We start from the raw sequence: 19,659 nt of genomic DNA on the forward strand, positions 1-19,659 counted from the left end.
CAGGCCGGAATCCATAGACAGCATGCGATATGGCACGCTGGCGTTCCATGGGCTCCGGCCTTCGCCGGAGCGACGCGCTTAACTTAACGGCATTACCGTCTGGTCGCCTTTTTTTGCAGACTGTCGCACGCGCATGGCGTACAGCGGCGGCGCTGGGTACACTTGCATCATGTTAAGTGTGAAAGCCGTTCATGTTTCCTACGCCTAAAGTGCAAGACACCCTGAAGACCGCCGGCAGCTGGCTGCACCGCGCGTTCGACGCCACCGCCACCTGGGTGACGCAGCTGTCGTGGTGGAAGTTCCTGGTGTTTGCCATCCTGATGCTGCTTGCCGGCTCCATCCTGCAGGACGAGTTGTTCTCGTCCAATCCAGTGCAGGAGGACGAGCGCACGCACTCCTCCAAGCGCAAAGGCGGCGACTCCAACATCCTGATCGACGATAGCGGCATTCACTTCAACCCGCGCAAGATCCGCAACAAGAACGCGGACGACAGCACCGAGACGCCGTCCGCGCCCGAAGCGGCCGAGCCGCCCGAGGCGGCGGAGGCGCCAGCCGCGCCCGAGACGCCCGCCACCCCGGCCAGCCCGACCACCTCGGCCAAGCCGTCCAAAAGCGGCAAGAACGGCGCCGCCTCGGTCCCCGCCCTGCCGGCGCTGCCGGGCGAGGAGGTCCACATCGACCTGCCGCCGCAAATCGGCGAGGAACTGTCCAACGCGATCGAAGAGGCGGTCGACACCGCCGCCGAGCAGAAAGTGGCCCGCTACCACGGCCAGGCCTCGACCTGGTTCAAGAGCTTCATCACGCTGCTGGTGCTGTTCCTGTTCGGCACCAAGGCACTGATGGGCAGCAAGAAGCGCGCGGAAGCCGAAACCCAGTCCGCCAACGCCGCCGCCGAGCGTGAATCCATGCAGCGCCAGCTCAGCGAGGCCAAGATGCAGATGATGCAGGCCCAGGTGGAGCCGCACTTCCTGTTCAACACGCTGGCCTCGGTCGAGCACCTGATCGAAACCGATCCGCCGCGCGCCTCGGCCATGCAGCACAGCCTGATCAAATACTTGCGCGCGGTGCTGCCGCAAATGCGCGACAGCTCGCTGTTCACCAACCTCGGCCGCGAGGCTGACATGGTCGAGGCCTACCTCAACCTGCTGAAGATGCGCATGGAAGAACGCCTCACCGTCGAGTTCGACGTGCCAGAAGGCCTGCGCACCGCCGCCTTCCCGCCGATGATGCTGCAATCGATGGTGGAAAACGCCATCAAGCACGGCCTGGAGGGCAAGCCGGAGGGCGGCATGCTGAAGGTGCGCGCCGACGTCGCCCACAACAAGCTGCGCGTGACCGTCTCCGACACCGGCCTCGGCTTCGGCGCCAAGCCCAGCACCGGCACCGGCCTGGGGCTGTCGAATATCCGCGAGCGCCTGAAACTGCTGCACGGCGACCAGGGCCAGTTGCTGATCGCCGCCAACAGTCCGAGCGGCGTCATCGTCACCATCGAAGTGCCCTACCAGTTGGCAAAAAAGACAGCATGATTGCGTATTAACGCAATTCGTTGAATAATGATTTAAACACCAACACACACCCGCACTATGCCTACAGCAATCATTGCAGACGACGAACGTTTGATGCGCGACCAGTTGCGCATGCGCCTGGGCCAGGTCTGGCCCGAGCTGGAGATTATCGGCGAAGCCAAGAATGGCGACGAGGCGATCGAATTGGTCGACCAGCTCAAGCCCGACTTCACCTTCCTCGATATCCGCATGCCGGGCAAGACCGGCATGGAAGCGGCCGCCGTCATCGGCAACAAGAGCAACATCGTGTTCGTGACCGCCTACGACGCTTACGCGGTGGAGGCTTTCGAGCGCGGTGCCATCGACTACGTGCTGAAGCCGCCCGAGCCGGAACGCCTGCAGGTGACGGTCGACCGCCTCAAGGGCCGCCTCAACAAGCCGGCCGCTGCCGCCGGCGCCGACATCAACGCCAGCGTCACCGCCATGCTGGCCCAGCTGACCGAGAAGATCGCCGCGCCCAAGCCGGCCCACCTGCAATGGATACAGGCCAGCATCGGCCAGGATCTGCGCATGATCCCGGTCGAGGAAATCCTGTTCTTCCGCTCGGACGAAAAATACACCTGCGTCCAGACCGAGAAGTACGAGGCGCTGATCCGCAAGCCAGTGCGCGACCTGGCCGAGGAGCTCGACCCGGCGCTGTTCTGGCAGATCCACCGCGCCACGCTGGTCAACGTCAACGCCATCGAGGGCGTGACGCGCGACATCCGCGGCCGCCACCTGGTGATGATCAAGGGCCGTTCCGACAAGCTGGAAGTCAGCCGTAGCTTCCTGCATCTGTTCAAGCAGATGTAGATCAACAGTCGCCACCGGTTTCCGGTTTAGCGTAAGTCCACGCGGCCCTGTCGGCCGCGGGGAGTGACGCCATGAGCCGAGTTGCCACCACCCTGTTAGTCCTGTCCGCGCTGACCCTGACCGGCCGCCTGTCCTGGCGGCTCGGCTGGTCATGCGCGCACAGCGCCGCCGCGGCCAAGCGCAGCCGCGGCATCATCCAGCACGCCACCGACGCCATCATTTCCACCGACGAGCGCCAGCGCATCCTGCAGGTCAATCCGTCCGCCGCCAGCATGTTCGGCACCACGGTGCAGGCGATGCAGGGCGCGCCGCTGCACCACTTCATCCCGCGCGACCAGCGCCAGCACGGCGGCAACGGCGCCGCCCAGTACTTCGGCAGCACCGGCATCCGCATGCGCATGAAGGGGCGGCGCACCAGCGATTACGCGGTGACCGGCCTGCGGGCCAGCGGCCAGCATTTCCCGCTGGAGGGGACGATTTCGTCGCTGGCCGAGAATGGCGGCCGCATCTACACCATCATTTTGCGCGACATTACCGAGCGCAAGCAGGTGCAGGAGCAGCTGGAGCAGTCGTATTCGCAACTGCGCGAACTGTCGGCGGCGCTGCAGACCATCCGCGAGGAGGAGCGCAAGCACATCGCGCGTGAGCTGCACGACGATCTCGGCCAACTGCTGGCCACGCTGCGCGGCGACCTGGCGCTGCTGCAACGGCATGCGGGCCACAATGCCAGCGCCCGCAAGTTGCAGGCCGGCATGGATGAGCTGCTGATGTCGGCCATCTCGTCGCTGCGGCGGATTGCCGGCAACCTGCGGCCGCGCGCGCTGGATGAGGGAGGCTTGTATTTCGCGCTGGAGAGCCTGCGCCAGGAGTTCGTCGAGCGCAACAACATCGATTGCACGCTGGACGCGTATGAGGAGGATTTGATACTCGATGATGCCTACAGCACCGCCATCTTCCGCATCGTGCAGGAGGCGCTGACCAACATTGCCCGCCATGCCCAGGCCGGCAAGGTGGCGCTGTCACTGTACCGGCAAGATGCCACGCTGCATGTGACGATACATGACGACGGCCGCGGCATCGCCGAAAAGGACATGGACAAAGCCTCGTCCTTCGGCCTGATCGGGATGCGCGAACGCGTCTGGGCGCTGCATGGCGATATCGCCATCGTCAGCGACGGCGGCACCCGGATCATGATCCGCTTGCCGCTGCCGCCAGAGCCAACTTAGAAGGCGTGACGGATGCCCAGGTTGAAGGCTTTGTCGCCGCTGCCGGATTCGTTGTTGTTACCCACGGTGTAGCCGGCGCCGTTCTTGTTCTTGATCTTGGCGTAGGCGATGTAGGCGCCGGTGCGCTTGGACAGCGAGTACAGGTAGCCCAGCGCCCACTGATCGGCGTCCTGGTTGGCGGCGGTCTTGTCGTTCTTGCGGATGTACGAGGTCATGATGGTGCCCGAACCCACCGGGATCTGCGCGCCGATCAGGAACTCGTTGCTGTCGGTGCTGGCCTTCGGCGCCACGGTGTAGTTGTACGGATTGTTGCCGTTCGGGATTTCAGCACTCTTGATGCCCTTGTCCGCACCGTAGGCGAAGTAAGCCTTGATGACCTGGAAGTCGTAGTTGGCGGCGAACATGGTGTTGCGGCCGGTGTCCTGCGGCTTGGCCGGGGTGGTCAGCGTGGCGGCGGTATCGTTGTTCTTGTTGTTGTACACCAGGCGCGCATTCAGCGGGCCTTGCGAATAGTTCAGGCCCAGGCCGAACTGACGGCCGGCGGTGGCGCTGCCTTGCTGCTCGCCCAGGGCGTACAGTGCGTCGGCGCTGAAGCCTTCCATCACCGGGGTCGAGTACACCAGGGCGTTGCTGACGCGAGTGTTGGCGCCCACCGATGGGAACAGGTTCTTGATGGTGCCGGCATAGCCTGCGCCGAATGGGTCGGCCACCTGGCTTTGCGCGTTGTACAGCATGGTGTATTGACGGCCGATGGTCAGTTGGCCGGCGTCCTTGCTCTTCAGGCCAACGTAAGCTTGACGGTTGAACAGGGCGCTGTTGCTGTTGTCCAGCGAGCCGTCATCAGCGCGGAAGCCGTTTTCCAGTTGGAAGATGGCCGACAGGCCGTTGCCCAGGTCTTCGGTACCGCGGAAGCCCAGGCGGGACTGGCCGCCGATGCCGCTGGTAACTTTGGTCAGGTTGCCTGCTGCGCCACCGCGCTCGCTGACGATACCGGCATCGACCAGACCGTAGATCGTGACGTTCGATTGCGCTTGGGCTTGGGCTGCGAAGCCACCGATGATCATTGCTGCCAGAGTAAGTTTTTTCACTTGATGTTCTCTACTTGAGGTTGAAGAAATACTGCACAATTGATTCCACGGCCGAGATCATGCCTGTCAATTACTTCAACAATGTGACAACGCCAATTTGTTGTAAATCGACATCATTGGAAAATAAAAAAGCCGCTTAAGCGGCTTTTAAGATTATTTCAGGCGGCAACTTAACAAGTAGTAGTACTGCAGCCGCTCGGTGCGGAACTGCTTGGTGTGCGCGGCGAAGCGCTTGCGCAGCGTACTGTCGGTCAGGTAATTCTTGAGGATTTCGTAGCGCTGGCCATCGTCGGCGGTCAGGATCTGGTAGGTGTTGCCTTCGGCGTCGGTGCGGGCGATCGGCGCCGAGTTGCCATCGACATACGATTCGTCCAGCAGCACCAGCAGCACATCCTTGCCCAGCTTGGCGCGCAGGGTCTTCAGATACTTCTCGTGCTGCTCGCGCGGCAGGTGCGCCCACAGGCCGGCGGCGAACACCGCCGTGTACTGGCCTTCCAGGCCGTCCGGCAGGTTGAAGGCGTCCATCTGCTCGAAGGTGACGATGTCCTCGTCCAGGCCGCGCGTTTCGGCCAGGTCCAGCATTTCCTGCGAAATATCGGTGGCGTGCACCGACTCGGCCACTTCCGAGATCAGGTCGGTCCAGTAGGCGGTGCCGCAAGCCAGTTCCAGCACCTTGTGGTCCTGGAACAGCTCGGCGACCATCTCCTGCAAATCATCGAGGTCGTCGAAACGCTCTTCCTGGGCGTAGACCTGGTCATAGTTGTCCGCGTTGACGGCGTAATATTGTGTCAACTGGTTGGTAATCATGTTGATGCTTTCTCTTATAGTTCGTAGTTCTCTTTTTCACCGCTCATGGCCTGTTCGATCAACTTGCGGTTAAGCGTCGGGGCCAGCAGTTCAATAAAGGTGTAGATATAGCTGCGCAGGTAGGCGCCCTGCTTGACCGCCACCCGCGAAACGTTCATGCCGAACAGGTGGCCCACGGGGATGGCGCGCAGGTTCTTGTCGCGCTCGGCGTCGAAGGCCATGCCCGCTATGATACCAATCCCCATGCCCAGCTCCACATACGTCTTGATGACGTCGGCGTCGATGGCTTCCAGCAGCACGTCCAGCTTCAGGCCGCGCAGCGAGAAGGCGTGGTCGATCTTGCTGCGGCCGGCGAAGGCGCCATCATACGTGATGATGGGGAAAGCCGCGATCTCTTCCAGCGTCGGCTGCTTGTTGCGCAGCAAGGGGTGATCGGGCGGCACCACCACCACGTGTTCCCATTGGTAGCATGGCAAGGTGACCAGGCCGGTGACGCCGGCGATCGACTCGGTGGCGATGCACAGGTCGGCCTGGTCGCGCTGCACCATCTCGGCGATCTGCTGCGGATTGCCTTGCAACAAAGACAAGCGCACCTTGGGGAACTTGACCATGAAGGCCTGCACCACCTTCGGCAGCGTGTAGCGCGCCTGGGTGTGGGTGGTGGCGATGGTGAAGCTGCCGCTGTCCTGTGCCGCGTACTCCTTGCCGATGCGCTTCAGGCTGTCGATCTCCTGCATGATCAGTTCCACCGACTGCAGTACCAGCCGGCCCGGCTCGGTCAGGCCGCGGATGCGCTTGCCGTGGCGGGTGAAGATGTCCACCCCCAGTTCCTCCTCCAGTTCGATGATCGCCTTGGACACGCCCGGCTGCGAGGTGAACAGCGCCTTGGCGGCATCGGTCAGGTTGTAGTTCTGGCGTACTGCTTCGCGCACGAAGCGCAGTTGATGAAGGTTCATTGCAGGTCTTGGCCCATCTTAAAATTATTAGCGTCCATGCTTATGCCCAATCCTTATATAAGCAAATAAAGACTAAGTCGTATGGAATAAAGACGAAGTTTATTACTATTAGCGCTAGTTTGGGGAATCAGCGACTATCCAGGAAGAATATTCATGTATCAATACGACCAATACGACCACCTCATTGTCCGGGAGCGCATCGCCCAGTACCGCGACCAGGTACGCCGCCGCCTCGCCGATGAGCTGACCGAGGCAGAATTCCTGCCGCTGCGCCTGCAAAACGGCCTGTACCTGCAGCGCCATGCCTACATGCTGCGCATTGCCGTACCGTATGGCCTGTTGGCAAGCAAGCAAATGCGCATGTTTGCCCATATCGCACGGAAGTATGATCGTGGCTATGGTCACTTCACCACTCGCCAAAACATCCAGTTTAACTGGGTTGAGCTGGAGCAGACCCCGGATATCCTGGCCGACCTGGCCTCGGTGGAGATGCACGCCATCCAGACCTCGGGCAACTGCATCCGCAACACTACCTCCGATCCGTTTGCCGGCGTAGCCGCCGACGAGATCATCGATCCGCGCCCGTACGCCGAGGTGCTGCGCCAGTGGTCGACCTTCCACCCCGAATTCATCGCCCTGCCGCGCAAATTCAAGGTGGCGATCAACGGCGCCGTCGAGGACCGCGCCGCCATCGCCATCCACGACATCGGCCTGACCGTGGTGCGCAACGAGGCCGGCGAAATCGGCTTCAAGTTCATGGCCGGCGGCGGCATGGGCCGCACGCCGATCATCGGCAGCGTGATCCGCGAATTCCTGCCATGGCAGCACCTGCTGACCTATACCGAAGCCGTGATGCGCGTGTATAACCAGTACGGCCGCCGCGACAACAAGTACAAGGCGCGTATCAAGATCCTGCTGAAGGCCATCGGCGTGGAGGAATTCACCCGCCAGGTGGAAGCGGAATGGGCCGACCTGAAAGACGGCCCGGAAACGCTGACCACCGAAGAGATGCAGCGCATCATCGACTTCTTCCAGCCGCCGGCCTACAAGACGCTGGAGGACAGCGACGTGGTCGCCGCGCAGCCGGGCAACAAGGCCTTCGCCAACTGGATCAACCGCAACGTCAAGCCGCACAAGGTGCCGGGCTACGCGGCCGTGGTGCTGTCGCTGAAGAAGACCGGCGTGCCGCCGGGCGACGCCACCGCCGAGCAGATGGACTTCATGGCCGACCTGGCGGACCGCTACAGCTTCGGCGAACTGCGCGTCACCCACGAACAGAACATCATCCTGGCCGACGTCGAGCAGTCGCAGTTGTTCGCGCTGTGGCAGGAAGCCAAGGCGCATGGCCTGGCGACGCCGAATATCGGCCTGCTGACCGACATCATCTGCTGCCCCGGCGGCGACTTCTGCTCGCTGGCCAACGCCAAGTCGATCCCGATCGCCGCCGCCATCGCCGAGCGTTTCGATGATCTCGACTACCAGCACGACATCGGCGAGATCGAACTGAATATCTCCGGCTGCATCAACGCCTGCGGCCACCACCACGTCGGCAACATCGGCGTGCTGGGCGTGGACAAGGATGGCAGCGAATGGTACCAGGTGTCGATCGGTGGCGCGCAGGGCAACAACGCCGCCATCGGCAAGATTATCGGCCCGTCGTTCTCCGCGCTGCAAATGCCGGAAGTGATCGACCGCCTGCTGCAGGTCTACCTGCGTGATCGTTTTGAGGGCGAGTCGTTCGCCGAATGCGTGGGGCGCATCGGCGTCGCGCCGTTCAAGGAATTTGTGTACGCCACGCCGATCGCTGAAAAAGGCGGCCGCCTGGTGGGAGAGGATGAATATGTCTAAGCATTTGATGATCAAGGGCCGCGAAGTGGTGGAAGACGACTGGCAGGTGCTGCGCCTGGCCGAACCGGTCGAAGGCGCGCCGGCGCACGACCCGGCCACCGTGGCCGTCCCCGCCGGCAAATTCATCGTGCCACTGAGCCTGTGGCTGGTGCAGCGCGAAGTGCTGGCGGCGCGCACCGCCGCCGGCGAGATCGCCGTGTGGATCGCGTCCGACGAACGTCCCGAAACGCTGAAAGGCCTGCTGGACCAGTTCCCGCTGATCGCCGTCGACTTCCCCAAGTTCACCGATGGCCGAGGCTATTCGATCGCCTACAACCTGCGCACCCGCCTGGGCTGGACCGGCGAACTGCGCGCCATCGGCGACGTGCTGCGCGACCAGTTGTTCTCCATGCAGCGCGTGGGCTTTGACGCGTTCTCGGTGCGCCCGGACCGCGATCCGTACGATGCGCTGAAAGGCCTGTCCGACTTCTCGGAAACCTATCAGGCGTCGGTGGACCAGAAAGTGCCGCTGTTCCGCCGCCACGCGCGCCCCGCGCCGGCGGCGATCAACAACGACGGCGCCGGCATCTGATTGGAGCGCCACATGACTGACCTGAGCAAGCTGATTGCGGACACGCGCGCCACGCTGTCCCGCATCGCCAGCGATTTTTCTCCGGCCGTCTTCGCCTCCTCGCTGGCGGCGGAAGACATGGTGCTGACGGATCTGATTCTGAAAGGCGGCTACGACATCGGCATCTTCTCGCTGGAGACCGGCCGCCTGCACAAGGAAACGCTGGCCATGCTGGACAAGGTGAAAGCGCACTACGGCTACGACATCGCCGTGTTCAAGCCGCAGCAGGAAGCAGTGGACGCCTACGTCGCGCAGAACGGCCTGAACGCCTTCTACGACAGCATCGAGATGCGCAAGGAATGCTGCCGCATCCGCAAGGTGGAGCCGCTGGGCCGCGCGCTGCTGGGCAAAAAAGCCTGGGTCACCGGCCAGCGCCGCGCGCAAGCGGCCACCCGCTCGTCGCTGATGGTGGAGGAAGACGATCCGGCCCACTTCATGACCAAGTTTAATCCGCTGGCCGACTGGTCGGAGGAAGACGTCTGGCAGTACATCCGCGACAACGGCGTGCCGTACAACGCGCTGCACGACCAGGGCTATCCATCGATCGGTTGCGAACCGTGCACCCGCGCCATCCAGCCTGGCGAGGATGTTCGCGCCGGCCGCTGGTGGTGGGAGAACCCGGAATCGAAGGAATGCGGCCTCCACGTGGTCGACGGCAAACTGATACGCATTAAACCTGTCGCAGCTTGAAAGAATTCAAATGAACGCTTTAGTAGAAAACAACGCGCACGTGAACGCGCGCCACCTCGATGCACTGGAATCGGAAGCGATCCACATCATGCGCGAAGTGGCCGCCGAATGCAGCAACCCTGCCCTGCTGTTCTCGGGCGGTAAAGACTCGGTGGTGCTGCTGCGCATCGCCGAGAAGGCTTTCCGTCCCGGTAAATTCCCGTTCCCGCTGGTGCACGTCGACACCGGCCATAACTTCCCGGAAGTGATCACCTTCCGCGACAAGCGCGTGGCCGAACTGGGCGAGCGCCTGATCGTCGGCTCGGTCGAGGACTCGATCAAGAAAGGCACGGTGCGCCTGCGTAATCCGCAAACCGATTCGCGCAACGCCGCGCAGGCGGTCACGCTGCTGGAAACCATCGCCGAACACGGCTTCGACGCCTGCATCGGCGGCGCGCGCCGCGATGAAGAGAAAGCCCGCGCCAAGGAACGCATCTTCTCCTTCCGCGACGAATTCGGCCAGTGGGACCCGAAGTCGCAACGCCCGGAACTGTGGGATCTGTATAACACCCGCGTCCATCCCGGCGAAAACATGCGCGTGTTCCCGATCTCGAACTGGACCGAGCTGGATGTGTGGCAGTACATCGCCCGCGAAAAGCTGGAACTGCCGCCGATCTACTTTGCCCACGAGCGCGACGTCATTCCGCGCAACGGCCTGCTGGTGCCGGTGACCGAACTGACGCCGCCGCGCGAAGGCGAAACCGTCGAAAAACAGGTGGTGCGCTTCCGCACCGTCGGCGACATCTCCTGCACCTGCCCGGTGTCCTCGGACGCGGCCAGCGTGGACCAGATCATCGCGGAAACCGCGGTGACGCAGGTGACCGAGCGCGGCGCCACGCGCATGGACGACCAGACGTCCGAAGCCTCGATGGAAAAACGTAAAAAAGCAGGATACTTCTAATGACTCAGCACACCAACGAACAAAGCCTGCTGCGCTTTATCACCGCCGGTTCCGTCGACGACGGCAAGTCCACCCTGATCGGCCGCCTGCTGTTCGACAGCAAAGGCATCTTCGCCGACCAGCTGGACGCCATGTCGCGCTCGAAGCACAAGCGCACTGTCGGCGACACGGTCGACCTGTCGCTGCTGACCGACGGCCTGGAAGCCGAGCGCGAACAAGGCATCACCATCGACGTGGCCTACCGCTACTTCGCCACGCCCAAGCGCAAGTTCATCATCGCCGACACGCCGGGCCACGAGCAGTACACCCGCAACATGGTCACCGGCGCCTCCACCGCCGACGCGGTCATCATCCTGGTGGACGTGTCGAAGGTCAAGCTGCGCGAAGATGGCGGCGTCGATCTGCTGATCCAGACCAAGCGCCACTCGACCATCGCCCACCTGCTGCAGATCGAACACGTGATCGTCGCGGTCAACAAGATGGACCTGGTGAACTACGACCAGGATATCTACAACCGCATCGTCAAAGCGTACGGCGAGTTTGCCGCGTCGCTGGGCCTGAAGGACATCACGCCGATTCCGCTGTCTGCCCTGACCGGCGACAACGTGGTGGAAAAGAGCGAGAAGCTGGGCTGGTATCAGGGCCCGACGCTGATCGAGCTGCTGGAATCGCTGTCGGTGTACGACGAGTCGCACGACGCGCCGTTCCGTTTCCCGGTGCAGCTGGTGGCGCGCCACAACGGCCACGAAGCCAACGACTTCCGCGGCTACATGGGCCGCATCGAAGCTGGCAAGGTGTCGGTGGGCGACAAGCTGGTGGTGCAGCCCTCCGGCCAGAGCGCGACCGTCAAGGACATCGTCACGCTGGAAGGTTCGCACCAGTCGGCGGTGGCCGGCCAGTCGATCACGCTGCTGCTGGAAGAATACGTGGACGTGTCGCGCGGCGACCTGCTGGCCAGCGCCGAGCAGCCGGCCACGCAGCTCAAGCAGTTGAAGGCCGATGTGTGCTGGATGTCCGACGAAGCGCTGGACCTGCGCCGCAAGTACTGGATCAAGCACGGCACCAGGCAGACGTCGGCCAAGGTCAAGGCGATCGAGTCCCTGCTGGACATCAACACCCAGCAACGGCATGGCGCCGAGGGCCTGAAGCTGAACGACATCGCCACCATCGAACTGGCCGTGCAGCAGCCGCTGGCGGCCGACGCCTACAGCGATATCCGCGCGACCGGCGCCTTCATCCTGATCGATGAGGTGACGCACCAAACCGTCGCCGCCGGCATGATCCGCCTGTAACCCCAACCGCCGTCATTCCGGCGAAAGCCGGAATCCATGCTGAGCATCCCGCATGCTGTCCATGGATTCCGGCCTGCGCCGGAATGACGGGGCGAGAGCCAACACACCATGACACTTCCCGGCAAGGTCTACCTCATCGGCGCCGGTCCCGGCGCGCAAGACCTGATCACCCTGCGCGGCGCACGCCTGCTGGCGCAAGCCGACATCGTGCTGCACGACGCCCTGGTCACGCCCGAGATGCTGGAACTGTGCCCGCAGGCCGAGAAGATCCCGGTCGGCAAACGCAGCGGCCAGCGCTCGGTGGCGCAGCAGCTCATCAACCAGCAACTGGTGCAAGCCGCCCGGCGCGCCCCCCTGGTGGTGCGCCTCAAAGGCGGCGACCCGATGATGTTCGGCCGCGCCGACGAAGAGCTGCGCGCGCTGGAGGAAGCCGGCATCGAGGCCGACATCGTCCCCGGCATCACCACCGCGCTGGCCGCGGCGGCGGCCACCAAACAACCACTGACCAAGCGCGGCGTCGCCCGCAGCGTGGCCTTCTTCACCTCCTCCACCGCGCCCGAGCATTCGGACCACGACGCCATTCCGGAAACCGACACGCTGGTGCAGTACATGGGCGGCCGCGAGGCCATCGCCACCGCCGAGCGCCTGCTGGCGCACGGTCACGCGCCGGACAAGCCGGTGGTGGTTATCGAGAACGTCAGCCGCGCCGACCAGCGCATCCACCGCATGACCATCGCCCAACTGACGCAGGGCCTGGGCAGGCCGCACGGCCCGGTGCTGGTGATGATCGGCGAAGCCATGCACCCGCGCCCGCACCAGCCCTGCGATGCGGAGAGTAGCGGTCCAATAGCCGCCCAACTCCGCGCCTGACTTCCAAAATTCGGTATTAAAATGTCCACTCCCACCACACGAGGTAGCAATGGACATTGTTCAACAACTGGAACGCGCCTGGAACGCCCACTCCGCCGGCGAATTTGAAGCCGCCCTGCAGGACTACACCCGGCTGTTCGACGCCACCGCCAAAGACCCGGACACCGCCTCGCTGCGCCTGTCCTACGTGCTGGCAGCGTGGGCCCGGCTTGCGGAAGAATACCTGCCCGCGCGCCAGGCACTGGTGGCGGAACGCGACCGCCTCACCGCGCAACTGCTGGCCGCGCCGACCGATGCCGCCACCTTCAACGACGTCAGCGTCATCAACGACAAGCTGGGCGACTTGCAAAACACCTACCGCCTGTTCCAGCAGTTGCCCGACGCGCTGGCGGCGGAAGTCGCGCACACCGCGCTGCCGGCGTTGATGGTCTGCGGCGACTACCCGCTGGCGCGCCGCTACCTGCCGGATCCCGAGCAGCACCTCGCGGATGCCGCTGCCCACCTGAATGAACAGAAAAGCCATCTCAACGTGCTGACCCACGACGGCATGGCCGAACTGCTGGCCGACGTTTTCAATTACATCACCGAAGTGGCGCTGGTACTGGACTTGCTGACCGGCTGCGGCGATACTGCTGCGGCGGAGCGCGCGCGCCAGCAGGCTGTGGATCTGGTGCAGGCGCCCGAGGCGCGCGCCTGTGTGCAAGCGGAGCTGGACGCTCCCGGCACCACGCTGGACGCCATGGTTGAACTACAACATTCGGTGACTGCATAGTGAAAAAGATTTACGCTCAAGCCCTCCTCCTCGCCTCCCTGCTGCCCGCCGCCGCCGTCCACGCGGCGCTGCCCACCTACGATTTCAAGGTGGTGCGCAGCTATCCGCACGACACGCAGGCTTTCACCGAAGGCCTGCTGTATCGCGACGGTTTCCTGTACGAGAGCACGGGCCTGAACGGCAAATCGTCGATCCGCAAGGTCGATCTGGCCAGCGGCAAGGTCCTGCAGAGCAAGGACATCCCGCCACAGTATTTCGGCGAGGGCCTGACCGCCTGGGGCGACACGCTGGTCGGCCTGACGTGGCAGACGCAGACCGGCTTCGTGTTCGATCTCAAGACCTTTGAACTGAAAAACCAGTTCGCCTATCCGGGCGAAGGCTGGGGCCTGGCGCAGAACGGCAAGGAGCTGGTGATGAGCGACGGCACGGCCACGCTGCGTTTCCTCGACCCCAAGACCTTCCTCGAAGTGCGGCGCGTGAAGGTGACGGCGGACGGCATCGCGGTCGATCAGCTCAACGAGCTGGAAGTGGTGGAAGGCGAAATCTACGCCAACATCTGGCACACCAACACCATCGCCCGCATCGACCAGAGCAGCGGCAAGATCACCGGCTGGATCGATTTCAGCAAACTCTATCCCGACGCCGGCAAAGGCCCCAACGGCGAAAACGTCATGAACGGTATCGCCTACGACGCCGAGAAGAAGCGCCTGTTCGTCACCGGCAAACTGTGGCCGAAAATTTACGAAGTCAAGATCGTACCGCGCAAATAAGCCGCTCCGCCGCTAGCTCGACCGGGTAGCCAGCGCCACGATGGCGGCGCCCGCCGCCACGATCAGCGCGTCCTCGATCAAGCCGCTTTTGGTCTGGCCGATCTTTGCCATGGCGCGCTTGCGGCCCGCCAGCGTGAGATAAGCCAGCGGCACGGCGGTGGCCACGGCCAGCGCGGCGCCGGCTTTCTCCTGCCCCTTGGGCGCCAGCGCGGAACCGGCGATGCCGGCACTGGCCACGCGCGCCAGCAGGCCAAGGAACACCGTGCGGTCTGGCGCGGTCTTCATCTTGTCGCCGGCCAGCTCGCCGGCGCCCATCGCCAGCGCGCCGTATTTGAACAGTGGACGGTCCAGCAGGAACAATTCGCCGGGCGTCTCGCGGTGGGCCAGCCGGGCCGCTGCCAGGGTTGCCATCGGTGTCATCGAACGCGCGCTTGCCACCGCGCCGATCAGCGCGGAGGAGAGTAGATTCCGGATGCTCATCTTTGCTCACTCCCGTATGTGTGGAAGTCACAGCTTAGAGGCTATTTTGCATTCCTTCTGTTAGATGAGGCATATATGCGCCAACGTTGGAGTGAGCCGCACGGCCTACCCCTAAAGGTCAGGGTCGGACCCCGTACGGGGTCCGACCCTTGTTCGCCGCCGTGCGGGTTGTGCGATTCCCGCTTGCGCCGCTAAGCGAGGGCGCTGACGCAGTAGTCGGAAAGCGCTTTGAGCACCGCCTCGTTTTCGCCGGCCGCTTCCACCACCTTGATGGCGGCTTGCGGATAGGCCACGCGCAGTTCGTCGATCATCAGCGGCAGGTCGCGCAACACGTGACCGCCCTGCCCGAGGAATACCGGCACTACGGTAAGATCGAGGATGCCGTCGCCGATCAGTGCCGCCGCCACTTCCGGCAGGCGCGGCGACATCAGCTCCAGGAAGGCCAGCTCCACGCGCACCTCCGGCTGGCGGGCCTGCGTCAGGTCGCGCAGGCGCTCGAACGGCGCCGCCCACGATGCGGCGCGGGCGCCATGTGCAAATAAAATCAGCGCACGTTGCGTCATCAGTGTCTCTCCACCCACCACAAGGCGCCCAGCGCCAGCAGCAGGAACAACATGCTCGGGGCGATCGCCGTCACGATCGCCGGCCAGGTGCTGAGCACACCCAGGTGCGAGAACAGCGCGTTGACCAGCTGGAAACTGACGCCGATCATAATCCCGATGAAGATTTTCAGGCTCACGCCACCGCTACGCGTGTGCAGGTAGCCGAACGGCAGGGCCAGCGCCATCAGCACGAAGATGGTCAGCGGGTCGAACAGCTTCTTCCAGAAGGCGATCTTGAAGCGCTCGGTTTCCTGCTTGTTCTCCTGCAGGTGGCGGGTGTACACCGCCAGCTCCAGCGCCGACATGCGGTCCGGGTCGGAGCCGGCCACCTGCAGGATCTTCGGCGTGATTTCAGACAGCAGGTCCTTGGTGGCGCTGTGGCGGGTGGTGATCATGCCCGACTCCTGCGCGAAGTTGTTCTCCAGGTTGGCCTCGGCGCCGGGCTTGAGCAGCTTGGGATTGCTGAACAGGTTTTCCGTCACATCGCTCAGCAGCCACTTGTTATTGCCCTGGAAGGTGCCGGTCTTGGCCAGCGTGATGGAGCGCAGGCGGAAGTTGGTGTCGAACTCGTACAGCTTGACGCCGATCAGCGTGCCGTCCGGCTTCACCTGGCGCACGTTGAAGAAGCGCGAGCCGGTCACCTCGCCGGTCATGCCGTTGGACTTGACGATGTCCTTGGTCCACAGGCCGGAACGGAACTCGGTGGAGATGGCGGCGCCGCGCGCGCTGAGGCGGATCTTTTCGGCCATCGGCGCGGTGCGCGGCGCAATCAGTTCGCCGAAGATGAAGGTGATCACCACCAGGACTACACCGATCTTGGCCAGCATCCACGCCACCGTGCCGGTCGACATGCTGGACGCGCGCATGATGGTGAATTCCGACGTGGCCGCGAACTGCGCCATCGTGTAGATGGTGCCGATCAGCGCCGCCAGCGGCATCACTTCATACACGTGGCTGGGCAGCTGCACCAGCACGTACAAAAACGCGTACTGGATCGCGTAGCCGTTGGTGCCCACCGCCGGCAGTTCGCCGGTCAGGTCCATGAAGGCTTGCAGCGCCAGAAACGCCACCAGCACAAAGGCCACCGCTTGCAGTATCGAGACCGCGAAATAGCGTTGCAGGATTTTCATGCGATCAGTCTTTCTTGTTGCGCGAACGCTTGTATGCGGCCAGCAGCGCCAGCGGATGGTAGCGGTGGTTCAGGTTGAGCCGCCAGGCGAACAGGCCAAACACCACCAGCAGCGCCGCCAGGTGCAGCGGCCACCACGACAGCGCGAAGCTGCCCTTGCCCTGCTTGACGCTGGCCTCCACCAGCTTGACGAAGTTGTTATAGCTGAAGAACACCAGCAGCGCGATGATCAGGTTGGCCGAGCTGCCGGCGCGCGGGTTGACGAAACCCAGCGGCACCGCCAGCAAGATCAGCACCAGGCAGGTCAGCGGCTGGGCGATGCGCCACAGCAGCTCGGCGCGCGCCACGCTGCCCTCGTGCTGCAGCAGCTCCATGGTCGGCATGGCCACCGCCTCGTGGTCGGACTCCAGGTCTTGCGTCTGCTGCGTCACGCGCATGCTGTAGCTGTCGAACTCCATGGTCTGGAAGTCCGCCTGGCCCGGCGTGCCCTGGTAACGGCGGCCGTTCTTCAGCACCAGATAGCGCTCGCCCTTGGGGCCGGTGTTGACCACGCCCTCGCGCGCGACGATGACAGCGTCGCCGCGCGCATCGGTGGTGTTGACGAACACGTTCTGCACCACCGCCGACTTGCCGGCCACGCCTTCGACGAAGAAGATGCGGTTGGCGGCGGCCGATTCCTTGAACTGGCCGGGCGAGACTTTTTGCAGATCCTCGCGCTTCTCGAAGCGCTCCACGTACTCCATGCTTTTCTGCTTGGCCCACGGGGTGGCGATGAAACTCAGGCCGGCGGTGATCAGCACCAGCGGCAGGCCAAAAGTCAGCACCGGGCGCACCCAGCGCGCCAGGCTCAGTCCCGAGGCAAACCACACCACCATTTCGGAATCGCGGTAGGTCCGCGTGACCACCATCAGCACCGAAATAAAACTGGTGAGGATGACGAGAGTTGGCAGATAATTCAGCACGGCGAAAGCGATCAGCGCGACCACGTCACCCGAAGCGGCCTTGCCGCCGGCGGCTTTGCCGAGGACCCCGATCAGGGTCCAGGTGACGCTAATGCTGAACAACACAGTGAAGGTGGCCCCGGCGGCACTGGCCATTTCACGTCGTAGGGCGCGTTGAAAGATCATTGAAGATTATAATTCGGTAGTTTGGCCCATATATAAGCTACATGGGACCACAAGTTTTAAGTACGTACACGACACGGAGAATCAAATGGACTTTAGCATAAAAGCATTCGACACAAAAAACACCATCGCTACGGCCAAAGCCGGCGTCATCGCCGTCGCGGTCTTCGAGAACAAAAAGCTGTCGCAGGCTGCCAAGGCGCTGGACGGCGCCGGTGAAATCACGGCTGCGCTCAAGTCCGGCGACATCACCGGCAAGGCCGGCACCACCCTGCTGCTGCGCGGCGTCAAGGGCGCCAGCGCCGAGCGCGTACTGCTGGTGGGCCTGGGCAGCGACGAAGCCGTCAGCGAGAAAAGCTTTGCCGGCGGCGTGACCGCGGCGCTGAAGGTGTTCTCCACCCTGGGCGCGAGCGACGCTATTATCGCATTGCCGGCCACCGAAGTGAAAGAGCGCGACGTCAATTGGGCCATCCGCTGCATCGTGCAGAGCGCCCACGAATCGGTGTTCCGCACCGATGGCCAGAAGAGCAAGAAGGACCCGGCACCGGCCGGCGTCAGGAAGATCGCCCTGGCCGTGCCGAACAACGCCGCCACCAAGATCGCGCTGGCGCAAGCCATCGCCATCGCCAACGGCATGGACCTGACCAAGGAACTGGGCAACACCTCGGCCAACGTCTGCACCCCGACCCACCTGGCCAACGTCGCCAAGAAACTGGGCAAGGACTACAAGTTCGACGTCGAAGTGCTGGACCGCAAACAGCTGGAAGCGCTGAAGATGAACAGCTTCCTGTCGGTCACCAACGGCAGCGAGCAGCCGCCGAAGTTCATCATCATCAAGCACATGGGCGGCAAGCCGAAGGACGCGCCGGTGGTACTGGTCGGTAAAGGCATCACCTTCGACACCGGCGGCATCTCGCTCAAGCCGGGTCCGGGCATGGACGAGATGAAGTACGACATGGGCGGCGCCGCCTCGGTGCTGGGCACCTTCCGCGCCATCGGCGAGATGAACCTGAAGCTGAACGTGATCGGCGTGATCGCCTCGTGCGAGAACATGCCGTCCGGCCGCGCCACCAAGCCAGGCGACATCGTCACCTCGATGAACGGCCTGACCATCGAGATCCTGAACACCGACGCCGAAGGCCGCCTGATTCTGTGCGACGCCCTGACCTACGCCGAGCGCTTCAACCCGGCCGCGGTGATCGACATCGCCACGCTGACCGGCGCCTGCATCGTCGCCCTGGGCCACCACAAGAGCGGCCTGTTCACCCGCGACGACGAGGCCCACAACAAGCTGGCCGACGAGATCATGGCCGCCGGCAAAGCCGCCAGCGACACCGCATGGCGCCTGCCGATCGGCGAGGAGTACAACGAGCAGCTGAAGTCCAACTTCGCCGACCTGGCCAACATCGGCACGCCGGGCGGCGCCTCGTGCACGGCGGCCGCGTTCCTGGAAAACTTCACCCGCAAGTACACCTGGGCACACCTGGACATCGCCGGCACCGCGTGGAAATCGGGCGGCAACAAGGGCGCGACCGGCCGTCCGGTGCCGCTGCTGTCGAACTTCCTGATCAATCGCGCCTAAGCGCGCGGTCAGAACAGGGTCACGCCGGGCGCCGGCGGCGGCCCTTCTTCCTTCTCCTGGGCCGGGCGCATGACCACCGTCAGTATCGACGGGTAGTCGTAGCCCGCGCCCGTATTGCGGTCCACATACAGGCCGACGCCGGCCGTCAGCACCAGGTTGCCCCAGATATTGGCGTCCGCCCTGGAATCGACCTTCTCGTAAGCCCAGCCCTTGCCGCTCTTTTCGCAGTCGATGCGCAGCGGGCCGGCGCTCTTGCGCAGCGTCACGCGCGCCGGCGTGGTGACGAACCATTTGCCCATGTCGTTGTACAGCACGCAGCCGACCCCGGCGATCTCGCGGTGATCGAGCACGGTTTGCACCAGCACATTCTGGTCGGTGGATTCGGTCAGGGAAGCGCAGCCCGCCAGTGAGGCGAACAACGCAACCGCTGCAGCGGGGCGGAGATACATGGTCTGTCTCGGGAATAGCGATGCAGACGAGTGTACCAGCCCGCAGGCGGTTTTAGTCAGTGGATCA

20 protein-coding genes are annotated in these 19,659 nt (G+C 63.6%); 12 read left to right on the forward strand and 8 right to left on the reverse strand.

Annotation, left to right across the window (positions count from 1 at the left end):
* Positions 1-191 precede the first annotated feature (191 nt).
* The 3 genes from FHW58_RS16485 to FHW58_RS16495 all read left to right on the forward strand — a co-directional run bounded on the left by FHW58_RS16485 (position 192) and on the right by FHW58_RS16495 (position 3,583).
* On the forward strand, positions 192-1,526 hold the full coding sequence (locus FHW58_RS16485) for a sensor histidine kinase (protein ID WP_179674257.1): 1,335 nt from the start codon (positions 192-194) through the stop codon (positions 1,524-1,526).
* Between the two features lie 57 nt (positions 1,527-1,583).
* Complete coding sequence (locus FHW58_RS16490) at positions 1,584-2,357, forward strand: LytTR family DNA-binding domain-containing protein (RefSeq protein WP_179674258.1); 774 nt, start codon at positions 1,584-1,586, stop codon at positions 2,355-2,357.
* A 71-nt stretch (positions 2,358-2,428) separates the two neighbouring features.
* Complete coding sequence (locus tag FHW58_RS16495) at positions 2,429-3,583, forward strand: PAS domain-containing sensor histidine kinase (protein WP_179674259.1); 1,155 nt, start codon at positions 2,429-2,431, stop codon at positions 3,581-3,583.
* Here FHW58_RS16495 and FHW58_RS16500 read toward each other — a convergent pair.
* The 3 genes from FHW58_RS16500 to FHW58_RS16510 all read right to left on the reverse strand — a co-directional run bounded on the left by FHW58_RS16500 (position 3,580) and on the right by FHW58_RS16510 (position 6,434).
* A complete protein-coding gene (locus tag FHW58_RS16500; protein ID WP_179674619.1) occupies positions 3,580-4,647 on the reverse strand; it encodes a porin in 1,068 nt (355 codons plus the stop codon). The two genes, FHW58_RS16495 and FHW58_RS16500, sit on opposite strands and share 4 nt — an antisense overlap.
* A 177-nt stretch (positions 4,648-4,824) precedes the next feature.
* Positions 4,825-5,478 (reverse strand): class I SAM-dependent methyltransferase, encoded by a 654-nt coding sequence (locus FHW58_RS16505; RefSeq protein WP_179674260.1) that lies wholly within the window; start codon positions 5,476-5,478, stop codon positions 4,825-4,827.
* Positions 5,479-5,492: 14 nt separating this feature from the next.
* Positions 5,493-6,434: a CysB family HTH-type transcriptional regulator gene (locus FHW58_RS16510; protein ID WP_179674261.1), complete on the reverse strand. Its 942-nt coding sequence runs from the start codon at positions 6,432-6,434 to the stop codon at positions 5,493-5,495.
* 153 nt (positions 6,435-6,587) lie between these two features.
* Between FHW58_RS16510 and FHW58_RS16515 the strand changes: the two genes are divergently transcribed.
* The 8 genes from FHW58_RS16515 to FHW58_RS16550 all read left to right on the forward strand — a co-directional run bounded on the left by FHW58_RS16515 (position 6,588) and on the right by FHW58_RS16550 (position 14,226).
* Entirely contained in the window at positions 6,588-8,282 is a 1,695-nt protein-coding gene (locus tag FHW58_RS16515) for a nitrite/sulfite reductase (protein ID WP_179674262.1), read from the forward strand.
* Positions 8,269-8,853 (forward strand): DUF934 domain-containing protein, encoded by a 585-nt coding sequence (locus FHW58_RS16520; RefSeq protein ID WP_373996694.1) that lies wholly within the window; start codon positions 8,269-8,271, stop codon positions 8,851-8,853. Before FHW58_RS16515 ends, FHW58_RS16520 begins: the two co-directional genes overlap by 14 nt.
* A 12-nt stretch (positions 8,854-8,865) precedes the next feature.
* Entirely contained in the window at positions 8,866-9,582 is a 717-nt protein-coding gene (locus FHW58_RS16525) for a phosphoadenylyl-sulfate reductase (RefSeq protein ID WP_179674264.1), read from the forward strand.
* Between the two features lie 10 nt (positions 9,583-9,592).
* The gene (gene cysD / locus FHW58_RS16530; protein ID WP_179674265.1) at positions 9,593-10,522 is read left to right on the forward strand and encodes a sulfate adenylyltransferase subunit CysD; all 930 of its coding nucleotides are present in this window, start codon (positions 9,593-9,595) and stop codon (positions 10,520-10,522) included.
* Positions 10,522-11,814, forward strand: a complete 1,293-nt coding sequence (locus FHW58_RS16535; RefSeq protein ID WP_179674266.1) for a sulfate adenylyltransferase subunit 1 — start codon at positions 10,522-10,524, stop codon at positions 11,812-11,814. Before cysD ends, FHW58_RS16535 begins: the two co-directional genes overlap by 1 nt.
* A 108-nt stretch (positions 11,815-11,922) precedes the next feature.
* The gene (gene cobA, locus FHW58_RS16540) at positions 11,923-12,684 is read left to right on the forward strand and encodes a uroporphyrinogen-III C-methyltransferase (RefSeq protein ID WP_179674267.1); all 762 of its coding nucleotides are present in this window, start codon (positions 11,923-11,925) and stop codon (positions 12,682-12,684) included.
* A gap of 49 nt (positions 12,685-12,733) precedes the next feature.
* Positions 12,734-13,456, forward strand: a complete 723-nt coding sequence (locus tag FHW58_RS16545; RefSeq protein ID WP_179674268.1) for a hypothetical protein — start codon at positions 12,734-12,736, stop codon at positions 13,454-13,456.
* On the forward strand, positions 13,456-14,226 hold the full coding sequence (locus tag FHW58_RS16550; RefSeq protein ID WP_179674269.1) for a glutaminyl-peptide cyclotransferase: 771 nt from the start codon (positions 13,456-13,458) through the stop codon (positions 14,224-14,226). Before FHW58_RS16545 ends, FHW58_RS16550 begins: the two co-directional genes overlap by 1 nt.
* 12 nt (positions 14,227-14,238) lie before the next feature.
* Here the strand turns inward: FHW58_RS16550 and FHW58_RS16555 are convergent, their stop codons facing one another.
* The 4 genes from FHW58_RS16555 to lptF form a co-directional block, all read right to left on the reverse strand.
* Positions 14,239-14,706: a hypothetical protein gene (locus FHW58_RS16555; RefSeq protein ID WP_179674270.1), complete on the reverse strand. Its 468-nt coding sequence runs from the start codon at positions 14,704-14,706 to the stop codon at positions 14,239-14,241.
* A gap of 191 nt (positions 14,707-14,897) precedes the next feature.
* Entirely contained in the window at positions 14,898-15,269 is a 372-nt protein-coding gene (locus tag FHW58_RS16560; protein ID WP_179674271.1) for a sirohydrochlorin chelatase, read from the reverse strand.
* A complete protein-coding gene (gene lptG, locus FHW58_RS16565) occupies positions 15,269-16,438 on the reverse strand; it encodes an LPS export ABC transporter permease LptG (protein WP_179674272.1) in 1,170 nt (389 codons plus the stop codon). The genes FHW58_RS16560 and lptG overlap by 1 nt, the downstream gene beginning before the upstream one ends.
* 4 nt (positions 16,439-16,442) lie before the next feature.
* Positions 16,443-17,564 (reverse strand): LPS export ABC transporter permease LptF, encoded by a 1,122-nt coding sequence (lptF, locus tag FHW58_RS16570; protein WP_179674273.1) that lies wholly within the window; start codon positions 17,562-17,564, stop codon positions 16,443-16,445.
* Between the two features lie 85 nt (positions 17,565-17,649).
* On the opposite strand from lptF, the gene FHW58_RS16575 reads away from it, so the two are divergent.
* Complete coding sequence (locus tag FHW58_RS16575; RefSeq protein ID WP_179674274.1) at positions 17,650-19,143, forward strand: leucyl aminopeptidase; 1,494 nt, start codon at positions 17,650-17,652, stop codon at positions 19,141-19,143.
* Positions 19,144-19,151: 8 nt separating this feature from the next.
* Here the strand turns inward: FHW58_RS16575 and FHW58_RS16580 are convergent, their stop codons facing one another.
* On the reverse strand, positions 19,152-19,592 hold the full coding sequence (locus FHW58_RS16580; protein WP_179674275.1) for a hypothetical protein: 441 nt from the start codon (positions 19,590-19,592) through the stop codon (positions 19,152-19,154).
* Between the last annotated feature and the right edge of the window lie 67 nt (positions 19,593-19,659).

The sequence above is a fragment of the Duganella sp. 1224 genome, from assembly GCF_013408245.1.
GTDB lineage: Bacteria > Pseudomonadota > Gammaproteobacteria > Burkholderiales > Burkholderiaceae_D > Rugamonas.